We start from the raw sequence: 24,010 nt of genomic DNA on the forward strand, positions 1-24,010 counted from the left end.
GCGGAACCGGAGCGTCCTCATCGCGTACGCAAAACCCCCCGCCGGCGGCTGCCGACGGGGGGTTCCCCGAGATGCTGCGAAGGTGCTGCTGATGGCCTCAGCGGGCCGCTGACCTGGTCAGATGAGACCCAGACCGCGCACCGCGTCGCGCTCCTCGACCAGCTCCCGAACGGAGGCGTCGATGCGCGGGCGGGAGAAGTCGTTGATCTCCAGACCCTGGACGATCTCGTACGCGCCGTCCTTGCAGACGACCGGGAAGGACGAGATGAGGCCCTCGGGCACACCGTAGGAGCCGTCGGACGGGATGCCCATGGACGTCCAGTCGCCGGCCGCGGTGCCGTTGACCCAGGTGTGCACGTGGTCGATGGCCGCGTTGGCGGCGGAGGCCGCCGAGGAGGCGCCGCGCGCCTCGATGATCGCCGCGCCGCGCTTGGCGACGGTGGGGATGAAGTCGTCCGCCAGCCACTGCTCGTCGTTCACGACCTCGGCGGCGTTCTTGCCGGCGACCTCGGCGTGGAAGATGTCCGGGTACTGGGTCGCGGAGTGGTTGCCCCAGATGGTGAGCCTGCGGATCTCCGAGACCGGCACGCCGGTCTTCTTCGCCAGCTGCGACAGCGCCCGGTTGTGGTCCAGGCGCGTCATCGCGGTGAAGCGCTCGGCCGGCACGTCCGGCGCGGCGGCCTGGGCGATCAGCGCGTTGGTGTTGGCCGGGTTGCCCACGACGAGGACCTTGATGTCGTCCGCGGCGTGGTCGTTGATCGCGCGGCCCTGCGGCTTGAAGATGCCGCCGTTGGCCTCCAGCAGGTCACCGCGCTCCATGCCCTTGGTACGGGGCCGGGCGCCGACGAGCAGCGCCACGTTCGCGCCGTCGAAGGCCACGTTCGGGTCGTCGCTGATGTCGATGCCCTGGAGGAGCGGGAAGGCGCAGTCGTCCAGCTCCATCGCGGTGCCCGCGGCGGCGCCGAGCGCGGGGGTGATCTCCAGCAGGCGCAGCTTGACCGGGACGTCCGGGCCGAGCAGCTGGCCGGAGGCGATACGGAAGAGCAGCGCGTAGCCGATCTGTCCGGCGGCTCCGGTGACGGTGACGTTCACGGGGGTGCGGGTCATGGAAACTCAACTCCAGCAGGCTCAGGTCCGGCGGCTCCGCTGCGATCTCGCCCGCGGGGCGGTGGCGGGGCCGCCGGACAATCTATCGGAACGGGGGCGGTGCGGGCGCGGGAGCCTCCCCCGCTCCCTCACTCCACCGCCCGTGCGCAGGTCTTCTTCCCGGGCGTCGGCTCCACGCAGGCGCGCAGGACGGCCGGGTCGGTGGTCGGCAGCATCGTCGTGTAGCCCTCGCCGCTCGCGTCGATCTCGATCCGGGCGGCCCGGTCCTCGTCGCCCGCCTTCCCGCCGGCGGTCAGCACGGCGCCCTTCGGGGCGTCGGTGACCCGGGCCCAGGCGGCCTGGCAGAGCGTGCTGAAGCGCAGCTCCAGATAGGCGCCGGCGACGTACGCCTCGCTGGTGGTCGCGGCGTTCTCCCCGCCGCAGCCGCTGGTCTCGGGGTCGCGCCCCTGGCAGCCCTCGCCCTGGCAGGCGATCCCCTCGGGGAGCGTCACGCCGGGGCTGGGCGAGGCGCTGGGCGTCCTGCGGGCCTCGGGCTCGTCCGTACCGTCGAGGAGGCCGGCGCCGAAGACGATCCCGGCGCCGAGCCCGAGCACGACGAGGAGCACGGCGACGAAGCCGGCGGTGCGGCGCAGGCGGGAGGGGCGGGGGGTGGGCTGAGGTGGGGCGGGTTGAGGTGGGGCGGGCGGGGGCGGGGCGGGCGCGGCGGTCTCGGCGGGCGGCGGCGCGGCGGAGGCGGTCGCCGAGGTGGCGGCGGTCGCGGTCGCGGGGGTGGGGCGGGGCTCCTTGGGCTCCACGTGCTCGGGGGTACGGGCCTCCGCCGCCTCGGCCGCCGGGGCCTTCGTCCGCCAGGGAGGGGCGGACCGCTCGGTGGCGGAACGGCCCAACGGCTCGCCCGCAGCCGGGACTTGGGCCTCTTCTTCGGGTTCTTCGGACGCGGACCGATCCGGCGGGGCGTCCTTGGCGGGAACGTCCTTGGCGGGGACGCCCTGGGCGGGAACGTCCTGGGCGGCTGCGTCCCGCGGCGCGGCGTCCTGCGGCTCCGCGTCCCGGGGGCCGAAGGGCGCCAGCAGGTCGGCCTCCCCCGGCACCGCGTCCCGCGGCCCGTCCCCGGGCTCGTTCCGGGAGCGCGCCCCCTCCACCCGCACCGGCGCCCCCGAGGTCAGCGGCGGCGCGTCCGACGGCGGCGGTACGCGCGGCGGCCGCTCCGGCCCGGCGTCCCGCGGCGGGCGCGCGCGGCCCAGTCGCGGCAGGCGGCGCGTGCGCTCCTCCCGTACGGGCCCGGACTCCGCCTCGGCCAGCGCCTCGCGCGCCCGGGCGATGCGGATCGCCTCCAGCGTCGGGTCGTGCCGCGCCTCGGAGCGGCTCCAGGCGCGCTCCGCCAGCTCCCACATCGTCAGCAGGTGCCCCGGCTCCGCGCCCGTCACCTCGGCCAGCGCCTCGATCGCGCCCTGCGGCGGCAGCAGCCGCCCGCCGAGATAGCGCTCCCAGGACGATCTGCTGTATCCGGTGCGGTCCGCGACGGCGACCACACCCAGCCGGCTGCGGTCCACGACCCGCCGCAACTGCTCCGCGAACTCCCTTATCTGCGGGTCGAGTTCCTCGGGCAGCTCCTTCCAGCGCGGCATCGTCCTCCCCAACTCCCGTCGCCGTTCCGGCCGTCCGCCTGCCCGTCGGAGGGGAGCGGACCACCCTCGCCAGCATGGCAGCTCCCCCGCCGCCTGCGTACGGGCATACCCAACCCGCTGCGGGAAAGGCGGGGTCGGTGGTAGCCCACCCGCCCCTTCCGCCCGCCGGCCCCCTGCGGTCGCTCAGCCCCCTACGGTCACAAGGCCGGTCTCGTAGGCCAGGACGACCGCCTGGGCCCTGCTGCCGAGGTCCAGTTTGGCCATCGTGCGGTTGAGGTGCGTCTTGACCGTCGCCTCGGTGATGAACAGCCGCTCCGCGATCTCCACGTTGGACATCCCGCGCGCGGTCAGCCGCAGCACCTCCGTCTCGCGGGCGGTGAGCTGCGCCAGCTCCGCCGGCGGCGCGCCCCGCGCCCCGGAGTCGGCGGGCCGCGCCGCCGTGAACGCCTCCACCAGCCGCCGGGTCACGCTCGGCGCGAAGAGCGTGTCGCCGCCGGCGACCGCCGCGACCGCCGCGAGCAGCCGCTCCGGGCCGGTGTCCTTGAGGAGGAAGCCGGCCGCGCCGGCGCGCAGGGCCCGGTAGACGTACTCGTCCAGGTCGAAGGTGGTGAGCATCAGTACGCGGGGAACGGGGTCGTCTCCACGCTCGACAGCGGAGGCGAGGATCCGCTCCATCGCCTCGATGCCGTTGACCCCGGGCATCCGGATGTCCATCAGCACCACGTCCGGCCGGCAGCGGGCCGCCTCGGCCACCGCCTCCGCGCCGTCGGCCGCCTCTCCGGCGACCTCGATCCCCTCGGCGGCCTCCAGCAGCCCGACGATTCCGGCCCGTACGAGGAACTGGTCGTCCACCACAAGCACCCGGATGGCCATCCCCCGCGGTCAACCCCCTCAGTCGCCGGCCTCCCCCCGCGCCGCCGCGGCGGAGGTGGGCAGGGTCAGCCGGACCTCGAAACCCCCTGCGGGGCGTGGGCCGATCTCCACGGCTCCGCCGTAGAGCTTCGCGCGTTCCCGCATCCCAATCAAGCCGTGGCCGGTCCCGGCCCCGACTACGGCTGGATTACCCCCCTTTCCGTCGTCCGCGACACTCACCTGAAGCCGATGGGGCTCGTAGCGCACCCGCACCTCGGCACGAGCCGGACCGGCGTGCTTGAGGACGTTGGTGAGCGCCTCCTGCACCACCCGGTACGCGCACAGCCCCACCCCGGACGGCAGCGGGCGCACCGTGCCCTCGACGGCCAGCCCGACCACCAGGCCGCCGGCGCGCAGCCGCTCCACCATCTCGGACAGCCCGTCCAGCCGGGGGACCGGGTCGTAGGGAGCGGCGCCCCCGTCGGCCGGGGCGGTAGAGGCGCCGCGCAGCAGCGTCAGCATCCGGCGCATCTCCGCCAGCACCTCGCCGGAGGTCTCCTCGATGACGGCGAGCGCGCGGCGGGCCTTCTCCGGGTTCCCGTCGAAGACGTACCGCGCCAGCCCCGACTGGACCGAGATCACCGCGAAGTGGTGGGCGATGACGTCGTGCAACTCGCGGGCGATGCGCGCCTGTTCGTCGGCCACCGCGCGCCGCGCCCGGTCGTCGCGCTCGGCGCGCAGCTGGCGGGTCAGCTCCGCCAGCCGCTCCCCGCGCCGCTCCGACCTGCGGGCGGCCTGCCCGAAGCGGACCACCACGGCCGGCATGACCGCGGCCATCGCGGCGGCGGTGGCCACCGAGCCGTGCGGGGCGACCACGCCGGCGTAGACCCAGACCGCGCCCAGGGCGGCGGCGGCGACGGCGGCGGTGCGCAGCGGGCGGGTGGCGGCGACGGTGTAGAGGGCGAGGAGGGGGGCGAGGCTGTTGGCGGCGGGGAAGTAGCCGAGGGTGACGTAGAGCGTCCACAGCGCGAGGACCACCGCCGTGACGGCGACGGGCCGGCGGCGGCGCAGGGCGAGCGGAAGGCAGATGGCGGCGCTCAGCGCGTACCCGGCGGCGTCCGGCGGCGCATACCCCTCGCCGGTGTCCTGCCGGGCGAGCAGCAGCGAGCACCCCAGGTAGGCCAGCGCGATACCGGCGTCCACCGTTTGGGAACGCCGGAGTTCGGATACGCGCATCACGGCAGTGTAGGGCGGCGCCCCCCGGTCGGCGTCAACCCTGCGCGGTACTCCGGACGGTGTAGGCGCACGCGGCACTACCGCGACTCTCACGCCGGATCTCCAACCGTCACCTGACGCGGTGGAACGGCCGCGCTCCGTAACGTCTTCCTCGCTCGGTCCGGAAGAACACCAAGCCCAAGGAGACGGAACATGTCACTTCGCAGGAAGACCGCCACGGCCGCCATGGTGATCGCCCTCGGTGCGGGTGCGGCGCTCACCGCCTCGCCCGCGTCGGCGAGCAACAGCTACAACGGGTTGGCCTACGTCCAGGGCAGCGGCACCTTCACGGACGACTGGCAGGACGAGGGCCGGCTGTCGACCGGCGAGAACACCTACTCGAACGCCACCTGCCTCTGGCAGAAGATCCTCTGGGCGGAGGGCAAGCTGGCCTGGAACTCCATCGACGGCATATTCGGCCCCGCCACCCAGTCCGCCACCAAGATCTGGCAGACGTTGCACGGGACCGACGACGACGGCGTCGTCGGCTCGGGGACCTTCACCAGGGCCGGCTACCACCTCATCGACAGCAACGGTGACGGAGCGGTCGACACCTACCGGGGCTCCTCCAACAGCTTCCTCGTCTCCCGCGACGCCGACGGCCACTACCTCTTCTACGACCGCACCGGCGCCAAGCGCGCCGCCGGCTACAACTACCGCACCTGCGCCTGATGTTCACGCCGTATGCGCGGAACTGAGCGCGTACGGCCGGTAAACGGCGGTGGCCCGACCTGACGGGGTATCCCCTGCTCGAAGAGCTTCATGGGGCATCCCCTGCTCGAAGAGCTTCATGGGGCATCCCCTGCTCGAAGAGCTTGGGGAAGGGGTCGGGCCACCGCCTGCTGCGCCCGGGGCGCCGCCGCTCAGACCGTCGAGTGCAGGATCTCCTTGACGAACGGCAGGTGGATCCACGGATCCGGCAGCGCCGCCAGCGCCAGCAGCGCGATCGAGGTGCCCAGCACGCCGTAGGTGACCACGTCCGTGAAGCGCGAGCGCACCGCCAGCATGCCGACGTTGGGCAGCAGCCAGCGCAGGGCGCCGCCGAGCAGCAGCGCCCCCGCGATGATCAGGCAGCCGATACGGAAGCTGTCCGCGGCGACCACGGCCAGACCCGCCGCCGTCAGGCCCAGCACCAGCAGGATCGGCCACTGGCGGGCCGGGGCGGGGGATTCGCCGGAGGCCGTGCGGCCGCCGCCCTCGGGGCGCGAGGTGTCGACCGTGACGTCGGGGCGGCGGCGCGAGCGGGGGTGCTCGGCGGGGTCGCCCGCCTGCGACCGGACGGTGCTCATCGCGCCGCCAACTCCGCCGCCTCCACCACGTTGTGCAGCAGCATGGCCCGGGTCATCGGGCCCACGCCGCCCGGGTTGGGCGAGATCCAGCCCGCGACCTCCGCCACTCCGGGGTGCACGTCGCCGGTGATGCGCCCGTGCTCGTCGCGCGAGACGCCCACGTCCAGCACGGCGGCGCCCGGCTTGACGTCCTCCGGCTTGATCAGGTGCGGTACGCCCGCCGCGGCCACGATGATGTCCGCCCGGCGCAGGTGGGCGGCGAGGTCGCGGGTGCCGGTGTGGCACTGGGTGACCGTGGCGTTCTCGCTGCGGCGGGTGAGCAGCAGCGGCATCGAGCGGCCGATCGTGACGCCCCGGCCGACGACGACCACCTCGGCGCCGGCGATCCGCACCCCGTGCTGCCGCAGCAGCCGGATGATGCCGTTGGGCGTGCACGGCAGGGGGGCGGGCTCGTTCAGGACGAGGCGGCCGAGGTTGACCGGGTGCAGGCCGTCGGCGTCCTTGGCCGGGTCCATCAGCTCCAGCACGCGGTTCTCGTCGATGTGCTTCGGCAGCGGCAGCTGGACGATGTAGCCGGTGCAGGCGGGGTCCTCGTTCAGCTCGCGGACGGCCGCCTCCACCTCCTCCTGGGTGGCGGTCGCGGGCAGCTCGCGCTGGAGGGAGGCGATGCCGGCCTCCGCGCAGTCGCGGTGCTTGCCGGCCACGTACTTGCGGCTGCCCACGTCGTCGCCGACGAGGATCGTGCCCAGGCCGGGCGTGACACCGCGGGCCCTGAGCGCCTGGACGCGGGTGGCGAGTTCGGACTTGATCGCGGCTGCGGTGGCCTTGCCGTCGAGAATCTGGGCGGTCATACCCCCATCCTCCCGGATACCGGGCCCCCGATTCCAATCCGGGGACGATCCGGGCGTGCGTACGTAAGGGGTGGACAGCCCACTCGGGCAGCTAGCAGAGTAGGGCCCGGAACCGCAAGCGTATGACACGGGGGGAATCGCCCGCGGTCGCTCTCCGACGGTTCGCATGTACCCCAGTCCCCGCCGCTCGGAGGAAGTCTCCCGTGAGTTACTCGGACCCGAACAACCCGTACAGCCAGCCACAGCAGCCCCAGCAGCCCTACGGGCAGCCGCAGCAGCCGTACGGCCAGCAGCCCCAGCCCGGCTACGGCTACCCGGGCCAGCAGCCCGCGGACCCCTACGGCCAGCAGCCCCAGCAGAGCCCCTACGGCGCCCCGCAGCAGCCCTACGGCCAGCCGCCGCAGCAGCCCTCCTACGGCTACCCGCAGCAGCCCCCGCCCGGCACCGTCCAGGCCAACAACGGCTACATCAACATCGGCCCCTTCGGTACCGTGCCGCTGGCCACGATGGGGCAGCGCTTCCTGGCCCGGCTGCTGGACGGCGTGATCACGAGTGTGATCGTCGGCATCATGATGGCCATCGGCCTGGCGGGCGCGCTGGGCATCGCCAGCGAGGCCGAGAAGTCCATCTCCGACTGCTCCCAGTTCGAGCCGGGGAGCGCCGCCTACTCGGACTGCCTGGACGACGTCAGCGCGGCCGCCACCGACGCCGGCGCCGGCTTCATCGCCACCTTCTTCCTGATGATGGCCGTCTTCGCCGCCTTCGCCCTGCTCTACGAATGGCTGTTCATCGCCCTCAAGGGCGCCACCCTCGGCAAGATGATCATGGGCTTGAAGGTGGTCCGGGAGTCCGACGGCCAGGTCCCCGGACTGGGCGGCGGCTTCATCCGCTACATCATCCCGATCGCGGGCTCCCTGCTCTGCGGCATCGGCCAGCTCCTCGTCTACCTCTCGCCGTTCTTCGACGGCAGCGGCAAGCTCCAGGGCTGGCACGACCGCGCGGCCGGCACGGTCGTCATCAAGAAGCCCTGACCCCCGCCGCGAGGCACCCCTAGGAGACGTACCGCCATGAGCCAGCCCACGCCGCCCCAGCAGCCCAACCCGTACGGCAGCCCCGGGGCGTACGGCAGCCCGCAGCCCTACGGCGCGGGCGCGTACGGCGTCCCGCCGCAGGGCGGCCCGCCCGCCTACCCCGCGCCCTACGGTCCCGGCGGCGGCATGCCCTTCGGCGTCCCGCTGCTGATGCCGGGCAAGGTCAGGGCGTCGCGGGTGTTCCTCTTCGTGATCGCGGGCCTGCAGCTGGTCTACGTGCTGTACGCGGTGTTCGTCACCCTGCCCACGTTCGACGAGCAGTTCGACGACGCGGGTCTGCGGAACGAGCGGGAGGCGGAGGTCTTCAAGAGCATCGGCGAGGGGACGGTCATCACGCTGTGCGCGCTGACCGTCATCGCCGTCGCCCTGGGGGTGTGGCTGGCGCTGACGTACCGCAACGGCGGCAACGCGGTGCGTACCTGCAGCATCGTCTACGGCTCCTTCGCCATCCCGGGCGGGCTGGTCACCTTCCTGCCGCTCGGCTGGGCCACGGCCGTCCTGGGCATCCTGCTGATCGTCTTCAGCGCGAACCGCGAGAGCGCCGAGTGGTTCCGCCGGCCGCGCGGGGCGTATCCGATGGGCTGATCCGGTCGTACGGGCGAAGGCGCCGGTCCGCTTCCCCCAGGGGGAGCGGACCGGCGCCTTCGGCGTTGCGGGGTGTTGCGGGGCTGTGCTGGTCGGTGCTGGTCGGTGCTGGTCGGTCTCAGTGGAAGAAGTGCCGCGCGCCGGTGAAGTACATCGTCACGCCCGCCTTCTTCGCCGCCTCGACGACCTCCTCGTCGCGGATCGAACCGCCGGGCTGCACCACGGCCTTCACACCCGCGGCCAGGAGGACCTCCAGCCCGTCGGCGAAGGGGAAGAAGGCGTCCGAGGCGGCGTACGAGCCCGCCGCGCGCTCCTCGCCCGCGCGCTGGACGGCGAGCTTGGCGGAGTCGACGCGGTTGACCTGGCCCATGCCGACACCGACCGTGGCGCCGCCGCGGGCGAGCAGGATGGCGTTGGACTTCACCGCCCGGCAGGCGCGCCAGGCGAAGGCGAGGTCGGCCAACTCGGCCCCGGTCAGGGCCTCTCCGGCCGCCAGGGTCCAGTTCGCCGGGTCGTCCCCCTCCGCCTGGCTGCGTCCGTCCACCACCTCGTCGCGGTCCTGCACCAGCAGCCCCCCGTCGAGCGGGCGGAACTCCATGGTGTGGCAGGGGGCGCCGGGGCACAGCAGCACGCGGATGTTCTTCTTGCGCGTGAGCACCTCCAGCGCGCCGTCCTCGTACCCCGGAGCCACGATGACCTCGGTGAAGATGCCGGCGACCTGCTCGGCCAGCTCCTTGCTCACCGGCCGGTTGACGGCGATGACGCCGCCGTAGGCGGAGACGGGGTCGCAGGCGTGGGCCTTGCGGTGCGCCTCGGCGATGTCCGAACCGACCGCGATACCGCAGGGGTTGGCGTGCTTGATGATCGCGACGCAGGGTTCCTCGTGGTCGTAGGCGGCGCGGCGGGCGGCCTCGGTGTCCACGTAGTTGTTGTACGACATCTCCTTGCCGTGGAGCTGCTCGGCGCCGGGGAGGCCGTGGCCGCTGCCGTCGGTGTAGAGGGCGGCGGACTGGTGGGGGTTCTCGCCGTAGCGCAGGGCCGCCCGGCGGGTGAAGGTGGCGCCGTAGAAGTCCCGCGGGCCGCCGTCGGCGGCGGGGTCGGCCGCGTAGCCGGCGGCGAACCAGTTGGCGACCGCCGTGTCGTAGGCGGCGGTGTGCTGGAAGGCCTCCGCGGCGAGGCGCTTGCGCTGCTCCAGGTCGAAGCCGCCGGCCGCCACGGCCTCCAACACCCCTTCGTAGCGGGCGGGGTTGACGACGACGGCGACCGAGGGGTGGTTCTTGGCGGCGGCGCGGACCATCGAGGGGCCGCCGATGTCGATCTGCTCGACGCACTCGTCGGGCGTCGCACCGGAGTTGACGGTCGCCTCGAAGGGGTAGAGGTTGACGACGACCAGCTCGAAGGGCTCGACGTTCAGCTCGGCCAACTGCCGCTCGTGGTCGGGCAGTCGCAGGTCCGCGAGGATGCCCGCGTGGACGCGGGGGTGGAGGGTCTTGACCCGGCCGTCCAGGCACTCGGGGAAGCCGGTGACCTCCTCGACGCGGGTGACGGGGACACCGGCGTCGGCGATGCGCGCGGCGGTGGAGCCGGTGGAGACCAGGCTCACGCCGGCCTCGTGCAGGCCGCGGGCCAACTCCTCCAGACCGGTCTTGTCGTAGACGCTGATCAGCGCGCGGCGGACGGGGCGCTGGGCGCCCTCGGCGGATTCGGCGGATTCGGCGGGGGTCTGGGGGGCGCTCACGGGATATGGACCTTTCGTCCCTCGATGCGGTAGCCGTCGCGGGCCAGCGTGCCCACGACGTCGACGAGCAGCGCTCGCTCGACTTCCTTGATGCGCTCGTGCAGCGTGTCCTCGCTGTCGTCGGGCCGCACGGCCACGACGCCCTGGGCGATGATCGGGCCGGTGTCGACGCCGTCGTCGACCAGCATCACGGTGCAGCCGGTCACCTTCACCCCGTGCGCGAGGGCGTCTCGTACGCCGTGCGCGCCGGGGAAGCTGGGCAGCAGTGCGGGGTGGGTGTTGAGGGTCCGGCCGCCGAAGCGGGCCAGGAACTCCCCGCCGACCAGTTTCATGAAACCGGCCAGCACCACCAGGTCCGGCTCGTACGCCCCGACCGCCTCGGCCAGCGCGCGGTCCCAGTCGGCGCGGGTGGCGTACTCCCCCACCGGGCACACGAAGGTCGGGATCCCGGCCCGTTCCGCGCGCTCCAGGCCGGCGATGCCGCTGCGGTCCGCGCCGACGGCGACGATCCGGGCGCCGTAGCCCCCGGGATCGGCGGCGATGGCGTCGAGCAGCGCTTGGAGGTTCGTACCGGAGCCGGAGACCAGGACGACGAGGCGGCTGGGGCCGGAAACGGCGCCCCGCGGGGGCGGGTCGGACTGCTGGGAGGCCACGGCGGAACTTTCTACGGGACTTTCTACAGGACCGGTCGGTTGTCGGGTCGTACGAAAGCGGGGGGCCATGAAGTCTATGGATCCCTACAAACGGGTGACCGCCAGCAACGATACCGGCAGCTATGCGGCCCTTCGGACGGCCGTGGAGAGGCGGTCGTCACAGGACCTGGGGCTGCCCTCCCCTGGGTGGACCGACCTGCCAGCGCTACCGGCGGCCGGGCGGGGTAGCGTCTGGGCAACGGACTTCGACCGGAGAGAAGACGCCCGCCCCATGCAGCCCCTCCCGCAGCCCCAGCCGCCGCTTCGGCCCCTGCCGTCCCCCGGCCTCCCGACGACCGGGCTGCCCGCCGGCGCCGGTGCGCCGCTGTACCGCGAGACCTCCGACCAGCAGCCTGCGGGCGGCGCGTCCGAGGCTCCCGCGTCCGGCGCTTCGGGCTCGTCCGATTCGTCCGGCCCGTCCGGCTCGTCCGGCTCGTCCGGCTCGTCCGGCGAGCCGGCCGTGCCCGCGCCCGGCGGGCAGCAGCCTCCGGCCGGTGACCCGGGCGAGCAGCGGCAGCCGGGTTGGGGCAGCCAGTGGTCGCGCCGCCAGCCGCCGCGCCGCGGTGGCGGCTCGGGGGGCGACGACGGCGCCGACCAGGGGAGCCGGGGGCTGTGGGGTTCGGGCCGGACGTCCGGCCAGGGCGACTCGGGCTCGGGTCCGGGCTCGGACCAGGGCGCCTGGGGCCGGCGCCCCGAGGCCCACAGCGGGCAGCGCGGCCAGGGCACTCCCGGCGGCCCGGCCCGGCTGCGCTGGGACCCCACCGACCCCAACCAGCGCCGGGCCCGCTACGCCCTGCTCTCCGGTATGTGGGCGTTCTTCTTCGCCCTCTTCAGCCTCTGGCAGCTCGCCCTGCTGCTCGGCGTGCTCGCCCTGTACTGGGGCGTCTCCGCCCTGCGCAACAAGGCCGAGCGCACCGCCGACCCGGACGCCCCGGCCCGGACCGCCACCACGGACGCCGCCGGGCGCCCCGTCCTGCCGCCCGGGAGCAGGCCGCAGAAGACGGCCGCGACGATGGGGATCGTCTCGGGCGGTCTGGCGCTCCTGGTCGTGGCGGGCTTCTTCGCCGTCCAGCTCCACTACAGCGACTACTACGAGTGCCGCGAGGACGCCCTCACCCAGACCGCCCAGGACGCGTGCAGGGAACTCCCCACGCCGCCCTTCCTTCCGGAAGACCAGTAAGGGACACAGGGATACGTGGAAGGGGCCGCACCCGGATCGTCACCGGGTGCGGCCCCTTCCACGTATCCGCCGAGGTCTCCCTCACGCGTCCTCAAGGTCGCGGATGATCTCCGAACGCGGCTCCCACAGCGGCCACTTGGCGCGTAGCGACCGGCTCCGGCCGCCCGGCTTCGGATCGCCGCCGGCATGGTCCGCGCCGTCTTCCTCCGCGTCCTCCGCGTCCTCGCCGCGCAGCCGCCAGGCCCGTACCGCCAGCGCCGCCGGCACGCCCAGCGCCAGCGTCCAGGCCAGCGCGGCCGCGCCGCTCTGCCACCAGACGGGGCCGAACTCCGCCAGCGTACGGCGCCCCATCGGGCCGCCGGCCAGCCAGGTCAGCGCGGCCAGCAGCACCGCCGCGGTCGCGGCGGCCAGCGCGGTGGCGCCGGCGGTCAGCCGCCAGGTCCAGCTCAGGTCGCGCATCGCCCGTACGGGCACCGCGGCCCGCGCCACCGTCCAGCCCACGCCCAGCCCGGCCGCCACCGGCAGTGCGGCGACCGCCCAGGTCAGCGGGGAGCCGGGGCCCTGCGGGGGGAGCGCCGCGAGCAGCGGGAAGACCGGCAGCTGCGGATAGCCCGCCGCCCCCAGCGGCCCCGCCACGCTGCCCGCGCCCACGCTGAAGCCGGGACCCAGCCCGTAGGCGGCGCCCCAGACGGCGGCGTTCGGCAGCAGCGACACCGCCAGCAGCAGCACCGCCAGCCGGCCGGAGACGTCGACGGCCAGGTGCAGGAAGGCGTCCTGGGCGACGGCGGCGTGCCACACCAGTGAGGCCAGCGTCAGCAGCAGCCCGCCGCCGAGCAGGATCGCCAGGCCCGCCAGCGCCGCGCGGCCCGCGCCCTCCAGCCACAGCGCGGGCGGGCGCAGCACCGGGCGGCGGGGCAGCAGCGCGGCGGGGGTGCCGGCCGCCGCCCAGACCCCGGCGCCGACCGCGAGCAGCACGAGCGGCGGGAGGTGGAGCAGCACGCTGAGGACGGAGACGCGCAGGGCGCCGTCGCCGAGGGCGGCGTAGGCGGTGGCGGTGGCGGCCATGAAGAGGTAGCCGCCGAGCAGCCAGCCGGCGGTGGCCAGGGGGGCGGAGCCGCCGCGCAGGACGGTGCCGCCGGGGGCGAGGAGGTCGCGGGTGGAGCGGAAGAGGAGGTAGGCCGGCATCGCGGTGAGCAGCAGCGGGGTGAGCCCGACCGGGGCGCCGCGGCCGCCGGCGGCGTCGGTGCGTACCAGGTCGGCGCCGTGGGCGAGGAGCCAGAGGTCCGCGACGGTCTGCAGCGCGCCGGCGGGGCCGCTGTCGGGGTAGGGCGAGGTGATCCACAGGAGCAGCACCAGCACGGCGAGGAAGCCGAGCCCGAGGCCCGCCGCGACGGCGCCGGCGGCGAAGGCGTGGGCGGGGGCGACGGGGGCGCGCAGGACGGTGGTGCGTGGTTCGGCGAAGTCCGTCGGCAACCGGGGCTCGTGATCGGTCAATTGACTCACGGCGCACATGCTCCCAGAAACACCCGTTTCGCCCGTGCAGCAGGCGAATGCCGGAAGTGTTACGCAACATAGGCTTATGGACCTTTTCATATCGCAGCCGGGGCGCGGGGCGCCGTCCGCCGGGAGCCGGGCGTGAGCGGCGGCGATACGGGCGGGGGCAAGGGCCCTGCGGATGCGGAAGAACCCGGGGGCGCCGGGCGTCCCCAGGGCGCGGGCGGTCCCGGGGGCGGCGGTCTGGCGGTGGAGTCCGGTGCCGGGCGGCGCGGGAAGGGGGCGCGCGGGGACGGGGCGCGCGGGGACGGCGCCGCTGCCGCCGCGCGGGCCTTCGACGCGCTGTACGTCGGCTGCGCTCCTGAACTGACGCGGCAGGTCCGCCTGTTGACCGGAGACGGCGCGCAGGCCGCGCGCTCCGTGCAGTACGCCTTCCACACCGCCTGGGAGCACTGGCCCGAGGTCGCCCGCGACCGCGACCCCCAGGGGTGGGTGCGTGCCGCCGCGTACGAGCACGCGCTCTCGCCCTGGCGGCGGCTGCGGCTGCGGCCGGGGCGCGGGTCCGGCGCCGGTGCGGACACCGGTGCCGCCGCCGGTGAGGAGCGGGCGCTGCTCACCGGGCTGCTGGCGCTGCCGCCCGCCTACCGCCGGGCCGTCATGCTCTACGACGGCCTCGGGCTCGACCTGCCGGAGACCGCCGCGGAGGTCGAGGCGTCGACGCCCGCCACCGCCGGGCGCGTCACGCACGGGCGGGCGGCGCTCGCGCGGTCCCTGCCGGAGCTGGCGGGGCTGGATCCCGAGCGGCAGGGCGAGCTGCTGAACGTCCGGCTGCGGCGGCTGCGGGAGGCGCAGCCGGCCGACGTGCCGGAGCCCGGCGAGGTGCGCCGGCTCAGCGAGCGGCGTACGGCGGGCTGGGGGTGGCGCACGGCCGCGCTGGTCGCGGCGCTGGTGGTGGGCGTGGTGCTCACCGTGCTGCTGACGCCCGACTACACGCGGACCGGCTCGGTGGAGCAGCCGCCGTGGGAGGAGCCGGCGACGACGCGGATCGTGCTCACGGGGGAGGCGGACCCGGGGCCGTAGGTCCTGTACGGAGTCCCCCGTACACGCGCGAAGGGCGCCGCCCCCGTGATCGGGAGCGGCGCCCTGCTGTGCGCGGGTGCGGTGCGCGCAGGAGCGTCAGCCGCCCAGCACCTCGCGGGCGAGACGGGCGGTCTCGGACGGCGTCTTGCCGACCTTGACGCCGGCGGCCTCCAGGGCCTCCTTCTTCGCCTGCGCGGTGCCGGAGGAGCCGGAGACGATGGCGCCGGCGTGGCCCATCGTCTTGCCCTCGGGGGCGGTGAAGCCCGCGACGTAGCCGACGACCGGCTTGGTGACGTTGGCCTTGATGAAGTCGGCGGCCCGCTCCTCGGCGTCGCCGCCGATCTCACCGATCATCACGATCAGGTCGGTGTCGGGGTCGTCCTGGAACGCGGCCAGGGCGTCGATGTGCGTGGTGCCGATGATCGGGTCGCCACCGATGCCGACGGCGGTCGAGAAGCCGAGGTCGCGCAGCTCGTACATCATCTGGTACGTCAGCGTGCCGGACTTCGAGACCAGGCCGATGCGGCCGGGCTTGGTGATGTCGCCCGGGATGATGCCGACGTTCGACTGGCCCGGGGTGATGATGCCGGGGCAGTTCGGACCGATGATGCGGGTCTTGTCGCCCTTCTTGCCGGCGTACGCCCAGAAGGCGGCCGAGTCGTGCACGGCGATGCCCTCGGTGATCACGACCGCGAGGGGGATCTCGGCGTCGATGGCCTCGATCACGGCGTCCTTGGTGAACTTCTCCGGGACGAAGATGACCGTGACGTTCGCACCGGTCGCCTCCATCGCCTCCTTGACGGTGCCGAAGACCGGGATCTCGGTGCCGTCGAAGTCGACCTTGGTGCCGGCCTTGCGCGGGTTCACACCGCCGACGACGTTCGTACCGTCGCCGAGCATCAGCCTGGTGTGCTTCATGCCGGTCGCACCGGTCATGCCCTGAACGATGACCTTGCTGTCCTTGTTGAGGAAGATAGCCATGGTGAGTCTGTGACCTCGTCCCTTACTTGGCGGCCAGCTCGGCGGCCTTGTCGGCCGCGCCGTCCATGGTGTCCACGCGCTGGACCAGCGGGTGGTTGGCGTCGGAGAGGATCTTGCGACCCAGCTCCGCGTTGTTGCCGTCGAGGCGCACCACGAGCGGCTTGGTGACGGCTTCGCCCTTGTCGGCGAGGAGCTGCAGCGCCTGGACGATGCCGTTGGCGACCTCGTCGCAGGCGGTGATGCCGCCGAAGACGTTGACGAACACGGACTTGACGTCCGGGTCGCCGAGGATGATCTCCAGGCCGTTGGCCATCACCTGGGCGGAGGCGCCGCCGCCGATGTCGAGGAAGTTGGCGGGCTTGACGCCGCCGTGCGCCTCGCCGGCGTAGGCGACGACGTCGAGGGTCGACATGACCAGACCCGCGCCGTTGCCGATGATGCCGACCTCGCCGTCGAGCTTGACGTAGTTGAGGCCCTTGGCCTTCGCGGCGGCCTCCAGCGGGTTGGCCGCGGCCTTGTCCTCCAGCGCCTCGTGCTCCGGCTGGCGGAAGGCGGCGTTCTCGTCGAGGGAGACCTTGCCGTCCAGGGCGAGGATCTCGCCGGAGGCGACCTTCGCGAGCGGGTTGACCTCGACGAGGAGGGCGTCCTCGGCAACGAAGGTCTTCCACAGCGTCTGCAGGACGTCGGCGACCTGGTCGGCGACCTCGGCCGGGAACTTCGCGGCCTCGACGATCTCGCGCGCCTTCTGCGGGGTCACCCCGTCATTGGCGTCGACAGCGATCTTGGCGACTGCCTCGGGACGCTTGTCCGCGACCTCTTCGATGTCCATGCCGCCCTCGACGGAGGCGATGCACAGGAAGGTGCGGTTGGTGCGGTCGAGGAGGAAGGAGACGTAGTACTCCTCCGCGATCTCCGGAGCCAGCTCGGCGATCATCACCTTGTGGACCGTGTGGCCCTTGATGTCCATGCCGAGGATCTGGCCGGCCTTCTCGACGGCGTCGTCCGGGGTGTCGGCCAGCTTGACACCGCCGGCCTTGCCGCGGCCGCCGACCTTGACCTGCGCCTTGACGACGGACTTGCCGCCGAGACGCTCGGTCACCTCACGCGCCGCCTCGGGCGTGTCGATGACTTCACCGGCCAGAACCGGTACGCCATGCTTGGCGAAGAGGTCCCTCGCCTGGTACTCGAACAGATCCACGCGCGTCCGTCCCTTGTAATTCAGTCGTGTCGCGTTGTATGGCAGGGCCGCCATGCACATTAGCCCTGTCCTCCAGGCTCTCCTAAATTCCAGCACACAACGGCGCGGTGAGAACGGTCACAGCCGTTTTCCGCACCGTCACCCTGTGCACGGTGAGAACGTCACGCCTCCGGTATCGGCAACGGGCGCTTCTCTATCGCCGCCGCCATCACCTCCGGGAAGAGGTCGGGGGTGCAGGCGAAGGCGGGGGCGTCCAGGGCGGCCAGGGCCGCCGCGTGGCCGCGGTCGTAGGCCGGGGCGCCCTCGTCGGACAGGGCGAGCAGCGTGACGACCTGGACGCCGGACGCCTTCATCGCCGCGACGCGCTTGAGCATCTCGTCGCGGATACCGCCCTCGTAGAGGTCGCTGATCAGGACGAGCACCGTCTCGGCGGGGCGCGTGACGCGGCTCTGGCAGTACGCCAGCGCGCGGTTGATGTCCGTGCCGCCGCCGAGCCGGGTGCCGAAGAGGACGTCCACCGGGTCGCTGAGCTGGTCGGTCAGGTCCACCACCGCCGTGTCGAAGACGACCAGCCGGGTGGAGACCGAGCGCATCGAGGCCAGCACGGCGCCGAAGACGGAGGCGTAGACGACGGAGGCGGCCATCGAGCCGGACTGGTCGACGGCGAGGATGACGTCCTTCTTCACCGACTGCGCGGCCCGCCCGTAGCCGACGAGGCGCTCGGGCACCACCGTGCCGTACTCCGGCAGGTAGTTCCTGAGGTTGGCGCGGATCGTGCGGTCCCAGTCGATGTCGCGGTGGCGGGGGCGGTTGACCCGCGCCGAGCGGTCCAGCGCGCCGCCGACCGTCGCGCGGGTGCGGGCCGCCAGCCGCTTCTCCAGGTCCTCCACGACCCGGCGCACGACCGCGCGGGCCGTCTCCCGCGTCTCCTCGGGCATCGCCTTGCTGAGCGAGAGCAGGGTGCCGACCAGGTGGACGTCGGGCTCGACGGCCTCCAGCATCTCCGGCTCCAGCAGCAGCGCCGCGAGGCCGAGCCGCTCGATGGCGTCGCGGCGCATCACCTGGACGACGGAGGTGGGGAAGTAGGTGCGGATGTCGCCCAGCCAGCGGGCCACTTGGGGCGCGGAGCCGCCCAGCCCGGCGCCGCGCGCGCCGCTGCGGCCCCGGCTGACGTCCGTGCCCTGCCCGTAGAGGGCCTCCAGCGTCCGGTCCATGGCGGCGTCGCGGCCGCCCAGCGCGCATCCGGTGCCGTCGGCCGCCGCGCCGCCCAGCACCAGCCGCCAGCGCCGCAGGGTCTCGCTCGTCATCTCTCCTCCTGGGGCGGGATGTTGGGAGTCGGGGGATCGGGAGCCGGATGGTCGGGAGTCGGGTGGTCGGGAGTCGGCTGGTCGGGGCCCGCGCCCAGCAGCAGGGCGACGACCGGGAGTGCCGCCGCCACGCGGGCCGGGTCCAGCGTGGGGGCGAAGCCGGCGAGGGCGTCCTCGGCGTGCTCGCGGGAGGCGCCGGGCGACTGCGGGGTGCGGCGGACCAGTTCGCCGATCGCACGCCGCGCCCCCGCGTCGTACTCCGCGAACGTGCGCCGCAGCAGCGGCAGTACGTCCGTGAACGCCGCCTCGCCCACCGCGCCCAGCCAGCCGTCGACCAGGGCGAGGAGGCGCTCGTCGTGGACCAGCAGCATCCCGCCGCCGCCGTCGCCGCCCAGGAAGCCCTCGATCCAGGCGGCGGCGTCGGCGGGCTCGGCGGCGGGCGAGAGCGCCAGCCTCATCAGCCGCTCGGCCTCCCCCTCCGCGAGCCGGCCGTCGTCGAGCAGCAGCCGCACCGCCCGCCCGCGGATCAGCCCGGGCAGCCCCCCGCGCCGGCCACCGGACGGGCCGCCGCGCCGGGCGAGACCGCCGAGCGTCGCCGCCCAGCGCCCGCGCAGGCCGCCGTCACCGGGTATCGCGTCCGGCGTCGAGGGCGCGGGGGGCGCAACCGCCTTGCCACCTCCCCCTCTTGACGCCTCGGCCGCCGGAGCGCCGTCGGGTACGTCCCCGCCTCCGCCGCCCTGCGGGGCCGCCAGCAGTCCCACCGCCTGCTGCACCGCGTCCACATGGCGGCGCATCTCCGCCGCGCCGTCGCCGTCCAGACCCGCGCACGCGGCGGGCAGGGCGACGAAGACGCGCTCCGCCAGCCCCGTCGCGACGTCGGCCAGCGTCTGCGCCCGGGTGCCGCGCACCTCCCCGTAGCGCACGGCCCGCGCCAGCGCCGGGAGCGCCTGCGCGAGATGCCCGACGTCCGCGTCCAGGGCGGCCCGGTCCGCGAGGCAGCGCATGACCACGGGCAGCGCCTCGGGCAGCTCCGCCAGCAGGCAGCGCTCGACCAGCGCGGTCAGCTCGGCCGGCGCGGTCGCCGAGGCGGCCTCCGTCTCCGCCTTCGCGCTCGCCGCCGTGAGCACGGTCGTGCCCCACACGGCCGCCTCCGCCACCCGCACCGACAGCTCCGGCTCCCAGCGCAGCCGCCAGCTCTCGCGGAAGGTGCCCGTCGCGCCGTGCGAGGCCAGCGGCTCGCCCCACGGGATGCCCAGCAGCCGCAGCCGGTGCAGCAGCCGGCTGCGTCCTGCGTCGGTCTCCTTGCGCAGGTCGAGCTGCACCTCCCGCTCCAGCGCCTCCGGTTTGAGCCGCAGGGTGCGCTGGGCGCGGGCCAGGTCGCGCTGGAGCGGGACGGCCGGCGCGGAGTCGGGGACCTCGCCCAGGGCGTCACCGACCACCAGCCGGTCCCCGATCAGGGCCAGCGGCACGTCCGAGCCCTCGCACATCACCGCCCGCACCGCGTCCAGCGTCTCCTCCAGGCCGGGGAGCGGGCGCCCGCGCATGGCGGCGAGGGTGTCCGCGAGCCGGACGGCCTCGATGACATGGGCGGAGGAGACCGGGTGGTCCTGCTCCCGCAGCAGCCCGGCGACCCTGGTCATCCACCGCTCGACGGGATGGTCGGGGGCCTCGAAGAGATGCGCGTACCACCCCGGGGAGGCGATCCCGGCGCCGTATCCGCTGCGGCGGGCGAGCCGGCGGTGGGTCCACGGCACCCAGGACAGCTCGGCCCTGACCCTGGGCAGCCCCTTCAGCAGCGCGCGGTCGGCGCCGACGGCCGTCTTCTCCCGCAGCGCCGGGACGTGCCAGGCGCCGCAGACGACGGCCACCCGGTCGCCGAACTCCCGCCGCGCCTCGCGCAGTCGCAGCCGCATGTGCGCCTCGCGGACCGCGTCGCGCACGTGCCCCCCGTCGCCGTGGACCTCGCGCAGCGCCCCCATGGCCTCACCGATCGCGGCGAACGCCGCCAACGCCCCCTCCCCCGCGCCCCCTTCACCGATCCGGTGCTCGAAGACGTCCTCCCACCAGCGCTCGGGGTCGGTGTATCCGGCGGCTCGGGCGAGCACCGACAGGGGATCGATCCTCGCGGCTGTGATATCCGGGGTGTCAGGGCCGTCGGCATCGGCGGCGGGGTCCGGTGCTTCGGAGGTGTCGGGGCCGTCCCCGTCCTCCTCCTCGCCCAGCGCGAGCGAGTGCGCGGCCGGGAGGTCCACGAACCGCACCGGCACTCCCCGCTCCACCGCCCAGCGGATCGCCACCCACTCCGGCGAGAAGTGCGCCAGCGGCCAGAACGAGGCCCGCGCGGGCTCGTCGGCGACATGCGCCAGCAGCGCCACCGGCGGCCGCATCCCCGGATCGCCGGCCAGCTCCACCACCGCGTCCGCCTCGGGCGGCCCCTCGACCAGCACCGCCGCCGGCGCGAACGCCTCCAGCGCCGCCAGCACACCGCGCGCCGAACCGGGCCCGTGGTGGCGCACACCCAGGAGCAGCGGCTCCCCGACCGCGACCGGCGCTCGGGCGGCGGCAGTTGCGGCCGCAACGTCGATGGCGGCTGTGCCGTCGGTGGCCTCGTCGGCGGCGGCGGTGGCGGTCCCGCTCGTACGGGGAAGTCCCGTCACGCTCATACGCCCGCCTCCCGGCAGGCCCGGTAGAAGTCCTTCCAGCCGTCGCGCTCGCGCACGACCGTCTCCAGGTACTCCTGCCAGACCACCCGGTCCGAGGCCGGGTCGCGGACCACCGCGCCCAGGATCCCCGCCGCCACGTCGCCGGCGCGCAGCACGCCGTCCCCGAAGTGCGCGGCGAGCGCCAGCCCGCCGGTGACCACGGAGATCGCCTCCGCCGTGGAGAGCGTGCCGGAGGGGGACTTGACCTTCGTCCGCCCGTCCTGCGTGACACCGTCGCGCAGCTCGCGGAAGACCGTGACGACCCGGCGGATCTCGGCGACGCCGTCGGGCACGGCGGGCAGGTCGAGCGAGGCGCCGAGCTGCGCCACCCGCCGCGTGACGATGTCCACCTCGGCCTCGGCGCTCGCGGGCAGCGGCAGCACCACCGTGTTGAAGCGGCGGCGCAGGGCGCTGGACAGCTCGTTGACCCCCCGGTCGCGGTCGTTGGCCGTGGCGATCAGGTTGAAGCCGCGCACCGCCTGCACCTCGTCCCCCAACTCCGGGATCGGCAGGGTCTTCTCGGACAGGATCGTGATCAGCGAGTCCTGCACGTCGGCCGGGATGCGGGTCAGCTCCTCGACGCGGGCGGTCATGCCCTCGCTCATCGCCCGCATCACGGGGCTGGGGACCAGCGCCTCGCGGCTGGGGCCCTGCGCCAGCAGCTGCGCGTAGTTCCAGCCGTAGCGCACGGCCTCCTCCGGGGTGCCCGCCGTGCCCTGCACCAGCAGGGTGGAGTCCCCGCTCACGGCGGCGGCCAGATGCTCCGACACCCAGGTCTTGGCCGTCCCCGGCACGCCGAGCAGCAGCAGCGCCCGGTCCGTGGCCAGCGTGGTGACGGCCACCTCGACGATCCGGCGCGGCCCCACGTACTTCGGGGTGATCACCGTGCCGTCGGGGAGTGCGCCACCGAGCAGGTACGTCGCCACGGCCCAGGGTGAGAGCCGCCACCGCTCGGGGCGCGGCCGGTCGTCGGCGGCGGCGAGCGCGGCCAGCTCCGCGGCGAAGGCGACCTCGGCGTGCGGGCGCAGCACGTCCGCGGGGGCGCTGTCCGACGCGCTGTGCGACGCGCTGCGGGTCGGGAGGTCGGTCCGGGTCCGGGCCGGTGCGGTCGTCATCGTGACGGCTCCTCTGCTTTCTGTCCTGGGGTCCCGAGCGGGCGCTCGGCCGGCATGAAAAGAGGGCGCCCCGGGAGGGCGGGACCGCACGCCCCCTCCTGCTCGCGCGGTCCCGCCTCCGGTGCGGTTCCCACCCTGCCGCACCCCACTGACAATTCCGCCCGACCCAATAAACGTGCAGGTCAGGGCAGTTGTCAGAGGTCGCCCCTAGCGTGGTGGCATGACCTCGATCCAAGAGCGAACCCAGGAGCGGATCCAGGAGCGCTGGAGCGGTGAGCAGGTGCTCACCCTCGCTCCCGACGCCGCCTCGGCCAAGGCCGCCGGCAAGCTCGCCGCCGCGGCGTCCTGGCCTGCCCTCGGGGCTGCCGGGGAGTGCGTGTGGGGGCAGTGCAGGGGCAGCGGCAGCAAGCCGTACCAGACGGTGGTGGATCTGCGCGGGCCCGCGTACTCGTGCAGCTGCCCCAGCCGGAAGTTCCCGTGCAAGCACGCGCTGGCGCTGCTGCTGCTCTGGTCGCGCGGCGAGGTGCCGGACGCCCCCGCCGGGCAGGAGCCCGCCGACTGGGCGCAGACCTGGCTGGCGGGGCGGCGCGAGCGCGCCCGCGGGAGCGCCGGGAAGGCGGAGGGGGCTGAGAGCGCTGAGGGGGCGGCCGGGGAGAAGGGGGGCGCGGATCCCGAGGCCGCGCGGCGTCGTTCGGAGCAGCGGCTGCGGCGGATCGAGGCGGGGGTGGCGGAGCTGGAGCAGCGGTTGGCGGACATCCTCCGCGAGGGTCTCGCCGCCGCGCCGCCGGCAGCGGTGTGGGAGGAGGCGGCCGCGCGCATGGTGGACGCCCAGGCGCCCGGACTGGCCGCGCGGGTGCGGGAGTTGGCGGCGCTGCCCGCCTCCGGTCCCGGCTGGCCCTCGCGGTTCCTGGCCGAGGCGTCCCTGCTGCATCTGCTGGGCCGCGGCTTCCTCGGCCGCGAGGCGCTCCCCGAGCCGCTGGCCGCCACGGTGCGCGCCCGGGTCGGGCTGACGACCGACGCGGCGCGGCTGCTGGCCGGTGACACGGTCCGCGAGGAGTGGCTCGTCCTCGCCCAGGAGGACCAGGACGACGGCCGCCTGGTCACGCGCCGCATCTGGCTGTACGGGCGGGGCAGCGGCCGCTTCGCGCTCCTGCTGTCGTACGGGGGCGGGGGCCGCGCCCCCGAGGTGGCGCTGCCCACGGGTGTGAGCATCGACGCGGAGCTGGCCTTCTACCCCGGCGCGCACACCCTGCGCGCCACCCTCGGCGAGCGCTTCGCGACCTCCGCGCGGGCGTCGGCGCCCTCCGCAGGCTCGGTGGACAGGGGGCACCCCAGGGGCGTGAGCGTCGACGCGGCGATCCGTGCGTACGCCGGGGCGCTGGCCCGCGATCCGTGGCTGGACAGCGTCCCGGTCGTGCTCTCCGGGGTGGTGCCGATCCCCGGATCGGCTGAGGAGCCCTGGCAGTTGGCGCACGTGGCGTCGGGCGAGGCGCTGCCGGTGGACGCGCGGGCCACGGGGCTGTGGCAGCTGCTCTCCGTCTCCGGCGGCGCCCCGCTCACGGTCTTCGGCGAGCTGGGCCACGCGGGCTTCCGCCCCCTGACCACCTGGTCCGGCGACGTGGCGGTGGTGCTGTGAGCACCCCGCCCACCACCCCGCCCGCTATCGAGTCCGCCGAGAGCGGTCCCGGGATGTCCGCTGCGCCCGCCGCCGGGCCGCCCGCCGCCCCCTGGTCCGATCTCGTCTCCGCCGCCCTGCTCGGCACCGCGCGGCGCCGGCCGCCCGTGCCCGTGCTGCACGGCGACGTCGCCGCGCAGGGCGTCGCCCGGCGCGCGGGCGCCCGTGCCGCC

20 protein-coding genes and 1 pseudogene are annotated in these 24,010 nt (G+C 74.5%); 7 read left to right on the forward strand and 14 right to left on the reverse strand.

The genetic code is table 11. The features are described 5' to 3' along the window. Positions 1–117 precede the first annotated feature (117 nt). From ACFQLX_RS04325 to ACFQLX_RS04340, 4 genes are all read right to left on the reverse strand, one after another. Positions 118–1,107 carry a malate dehydrogenase gene (locus tag ACFQLX_RS04325; RefSeq protein WP_386412066.1) on the reverse strand — a complete coding sequence of 330 codons (990 nt, stop codon included), beginning with the start codon at positions 1,105–1,107 and terminating at the stop codon, positions 118–120. Between the two features lie 128 nt (positions 1,108–1,235). Next, a complete protein-coding gene (locus ACFQLX_RS04330; protein ID WP_386412068.1) occupies positions 1,236–2,732 on the reverse strand; it encodes a helix-turn-helix domain-containing protein in 1,497 nt (498 codons plus the stop codon). A gap of 183 nt (positions 2,733–2,915) precedes the next feature. After that, entirely contained in the window at positions 2,916–3,605 is a 690-nt protein-coding gene (locus tag ACFQLX_RS04335; RefSeq protein ID WP_386412070.1) for a response regulator, read from the reverse strand. Positions 3,606–3,623: 18 nt separating this feature from the next. Beyond that, positions 3,624–4,820 (reverse strand): sensor histidine kinase, encoded by a 1,197-nt coding sequence (locus ACFQLX_RS04340; protein ID WP_386412072.1) that lies wholly within the window; start codon positions 4,818–4,820, stop codon positions 3,624–3,626. A 192-nt stretch (positions 4,821–5,012) separates the two neighbouring features. On the opposite strand from ACFQLX_RS04340, the gene ACFQLX_RS04345 reads away from it, so the two are divergent. Beyond that, on the forward strand, positions 5,013–5,531 hold the full coding sequence (locus ACFQLX_RS04345; RefSeq protein ID WP_386412074.1) for a peptidoglycan-binding domain-containing protein: 519 nt from the start codon (positions 5,013–5,015) through the stop codon (positions 5,529–5,531). Between the two features lie 191 nt (positions 5,532–5,722). Here ACFQLX_RS04345 and ACFQLX_RS04350 read toward each other — a convergent pair whose 3' ends face one another. Beyond that, the gene (locus ACFQLX_RS04350; protein WP_386412075.1) at positions 5,723–6,148 is read right to left on the reverse strand and encodes a DUF3017 domain-containing protein; all 426 of its coding nucleotides are present in this window, start codon (positions 6,146–6,148) and stop codon (positions 5,723–5,725) included. Next, positions 6,145–6,999 carry a bifunctional methylenetetrahydrofolate dehydrogenase/methenyltetrahydrofolate cyclohydrolase gene (locus tag ACFQLX_RS04355; RefSeq protein WP_386412077.1) on the reverse strand — a complete coding sequence of 285 codons (855 nt, stop codon included), beginning with the start codon at positions 6,997–6,999 and terminating at the stop codon, positions 6,145–6,147. The genes ACFQLX_RS04350 and ACFQLX_RS04355 overlap by 4 nt, the downstream gene beginning before the upstream one ends. Positions 7,000–7,202: 203 nt before the next feature. Here ACFQLX_RS04355 and ACFQLX_RS04360 point away from each other — a divergent pair, with 203 nt between their 5' ends. Both ACFQLX_RS04360 and ACFQLX_RS04365 read left to right on the forward strand, forming a co-directional pair. Next, on the forward strand, positions 7,203–8,030 hold the full coding sequence (locus ACFQLX_RS04360; RefSeq protein WP_386412079.1) for an RDD family protein: 828 nt from the start codon (positions 7,203–7,205) through the stop codon (positions 8,028–8,030). 36 nt (positions 8,031–8,066) lie between these two features. Continuing rightward, a complete protein-coding gene (locus ACFQLX_RS04365) occupies positions 8,067–8,675 on the forward strand; it encodes a hypothetical protein (RefSeq protein ID WP_386412080.1) in 609 nt (202 codons plus the stop codon). A 118-nt stretch (positions 8,676–8,793) separates the two neighbouring features. Here the strand turns inward: ACFQLX_RS04365 and purH are convergent, their stop codons facing one another. Both purH and purN read right to left on the reverse strand, forming a co-directional pair. Further along, positions 8,794–10,413 carry a bifunctional phosphoribosylaminoimidazolecarboxamide formyltransferase/IMP cyclohydrolase gene (purH, locus tag ACFQLX_RS04370; RefSeq protein WP_386412082.1) on the reverse strand — a complete coding sequence of 540 codons (1,620 nt, stop codon included), beginning with the start codon at positions 10,411–10,413 and terminating at the stop codon, positions 8,794–8,796. After that, complete coding sequence (purN, locus tag ACFQLX_RS04375) at positions 10,410–11,066, reverse strand: phosphoribosylglycinamide formyltransferase (RefSeq protein ID WP_386412083.1); 657 nt, start codon at positions 11,064–11,066, stop codon at positions 10,410–10,412. Before purN ends, purH begins: the two co-directional genes overlap by 4 nt. 271 nt (positions 11,067–11,337) lie before the next feature. Between purN and ACFQLX_RS04380 the strand changes: the two genes are divergently transcribed. Further along, entirely contained in the window at positions 11,338–12,285 is a 948-nt protein-coding gene (locus ACFQLX_RS04380) for a hypothetical protein (protein ID WP_386412085.1), read from the forward strand. A gap of 81 nt (positions 12,286–12,366) precedes the next feature. Here ACFQLX_RS04380 and ACFQLX_RS04385 read toward each other — a convergent pair whose 3' ends face one another. Further along, on the reverse strand, positions 12,367–13,788 hold the full coding sequence (locus ACFQLX_RS04385; RefSeq protein WP_386412087.1) for a cell division protein PerM: 1,422 nt from the start codon (positions 13,786–13,788) through the stop codon (positions 12,367–12,369). Between the two features lie 132 nt (positions 13,789–13,920). Between ACFQLX_RS04385 and ACFQLX_RS04390 the strand changes: the two genes are divergently transcribed. Beyond that, positions 13,921–14,859 carry an RNA polymerase sigma factor gene (locus ACFQLX_RS04390; RefSeq protein ID WP_386412089.1) on the forward strand — a complete coding sequence of 313 codons (939 nt, stop codon included), beginning with the start codon at positions 13,921–13,923 and terminating at the stop codon, positions 14,857–14,859. A 96-nt stretch (positions 14,860–14,955) separates the two neighbouring features. Here ACFQLX_RS04390 and sucD read toward each other — a convergent pair whose 3' ends face one another. From sucD to ACFQLX_RS04415, 5 genes are all read right to left on the reverse strand, one after another. Beyond that, positions 14,956–15,840, reverse strand: a complete 885-nt coding sequence (gene sucD / locus ACFQLX_RS04395) for a succinate--CoA ligase subunit alpha (RefSeq protein ID WP_386412091.1) — start codon at positions 15,838–15,840, stop codon at positions 14,956–14,958. Between the two features lie 22 nt (positions 15,841–15,862). Next, a complete protein-coding gene (sucC, locus tag ACFQLX_RS04400) occupies positions 15,863–17,038 on the reverse strand; it encodes an ADP-forming succinate--CoA ligase subunit beta (RefSeq protein ID WP_386412093.1) in 1,176 nt (391 codons plus the stop codon). A 161-nt stretch (positions 17,039–17,199) separates the two neighbouring features. Continuing rightward, positions 17,200–18,345: a VWA domain-containing protein gene (locus tag ACFQLX_RS04405; protein ID WP_386412095.1), complete on the reverse strand. Its 1,146-nt coding sequence runs from the start codon at positions 18,343–18,345 to the stop codon at positions 17,200–17,202. Next, positions 18,342–21,008, reverse strand: a complete 2,667-nt coding sequence (locus ACFQLX_RS04410; protein WP_386412097.1) for a DUF5682 family protein — start codon at positions 21,006–21,008, stop codon at positions 18,342–18,344. The genes ACFQLX_RS04405 and ACFQLX_RS04410 overlap by 4 nt, the downstream gene beginning before the upstream one ends. Beyond that, positions 21,005–22,162: an ATP-binding protein gene (locus ACFQLX_RS04415; RefSeq protein WP_386412099.1), complete on the reverse strand. Its 1,158-nt coding sequence runs from the start codon at positions 22,160–22,162 to the stop codon at positions 21,005–21,007. The genes ACFQLX_RS04410 and ACFQLX_RS04415 overlap by 4 nt, the downstream gene beginning before the upstream one ends. 220 nt (positions 22,163–22,382) lie before the next feature. On the opposite strand from ACFQLX_RS04415, the gene ACFQLX_RS04420 reads away from it, so the two are divergent. After that, a complete protein-coding gene (locus tag ACFQLX_RS04420; protein WP_386412101.1) occupies positions 22,383–23,798 on the forward strand; it encodes an SWIM zinc finger family protein in 1,416 nt (471 codons plus the stop codon). Then, positions 23,795–24,010, forward strand: a pseudogene (locus tag ACFQLX_RS04425) (DUF5691 domain-containing protein); the annotation flags it as partial. The gene ACFQLX_RS04420 and the pseudogene ACFQLX_RS04425, both read left to right, overlap by 4 nt.

This window comes from Streptomyces polyrhachis, assembly GCF_042663125.1.
Lineage (GTDB): Bacteria > Actinomycetota > Actinomycetes > Streptomycetales > Streptomycetaceae > Streptomyces > Streptomyces polyrhachii.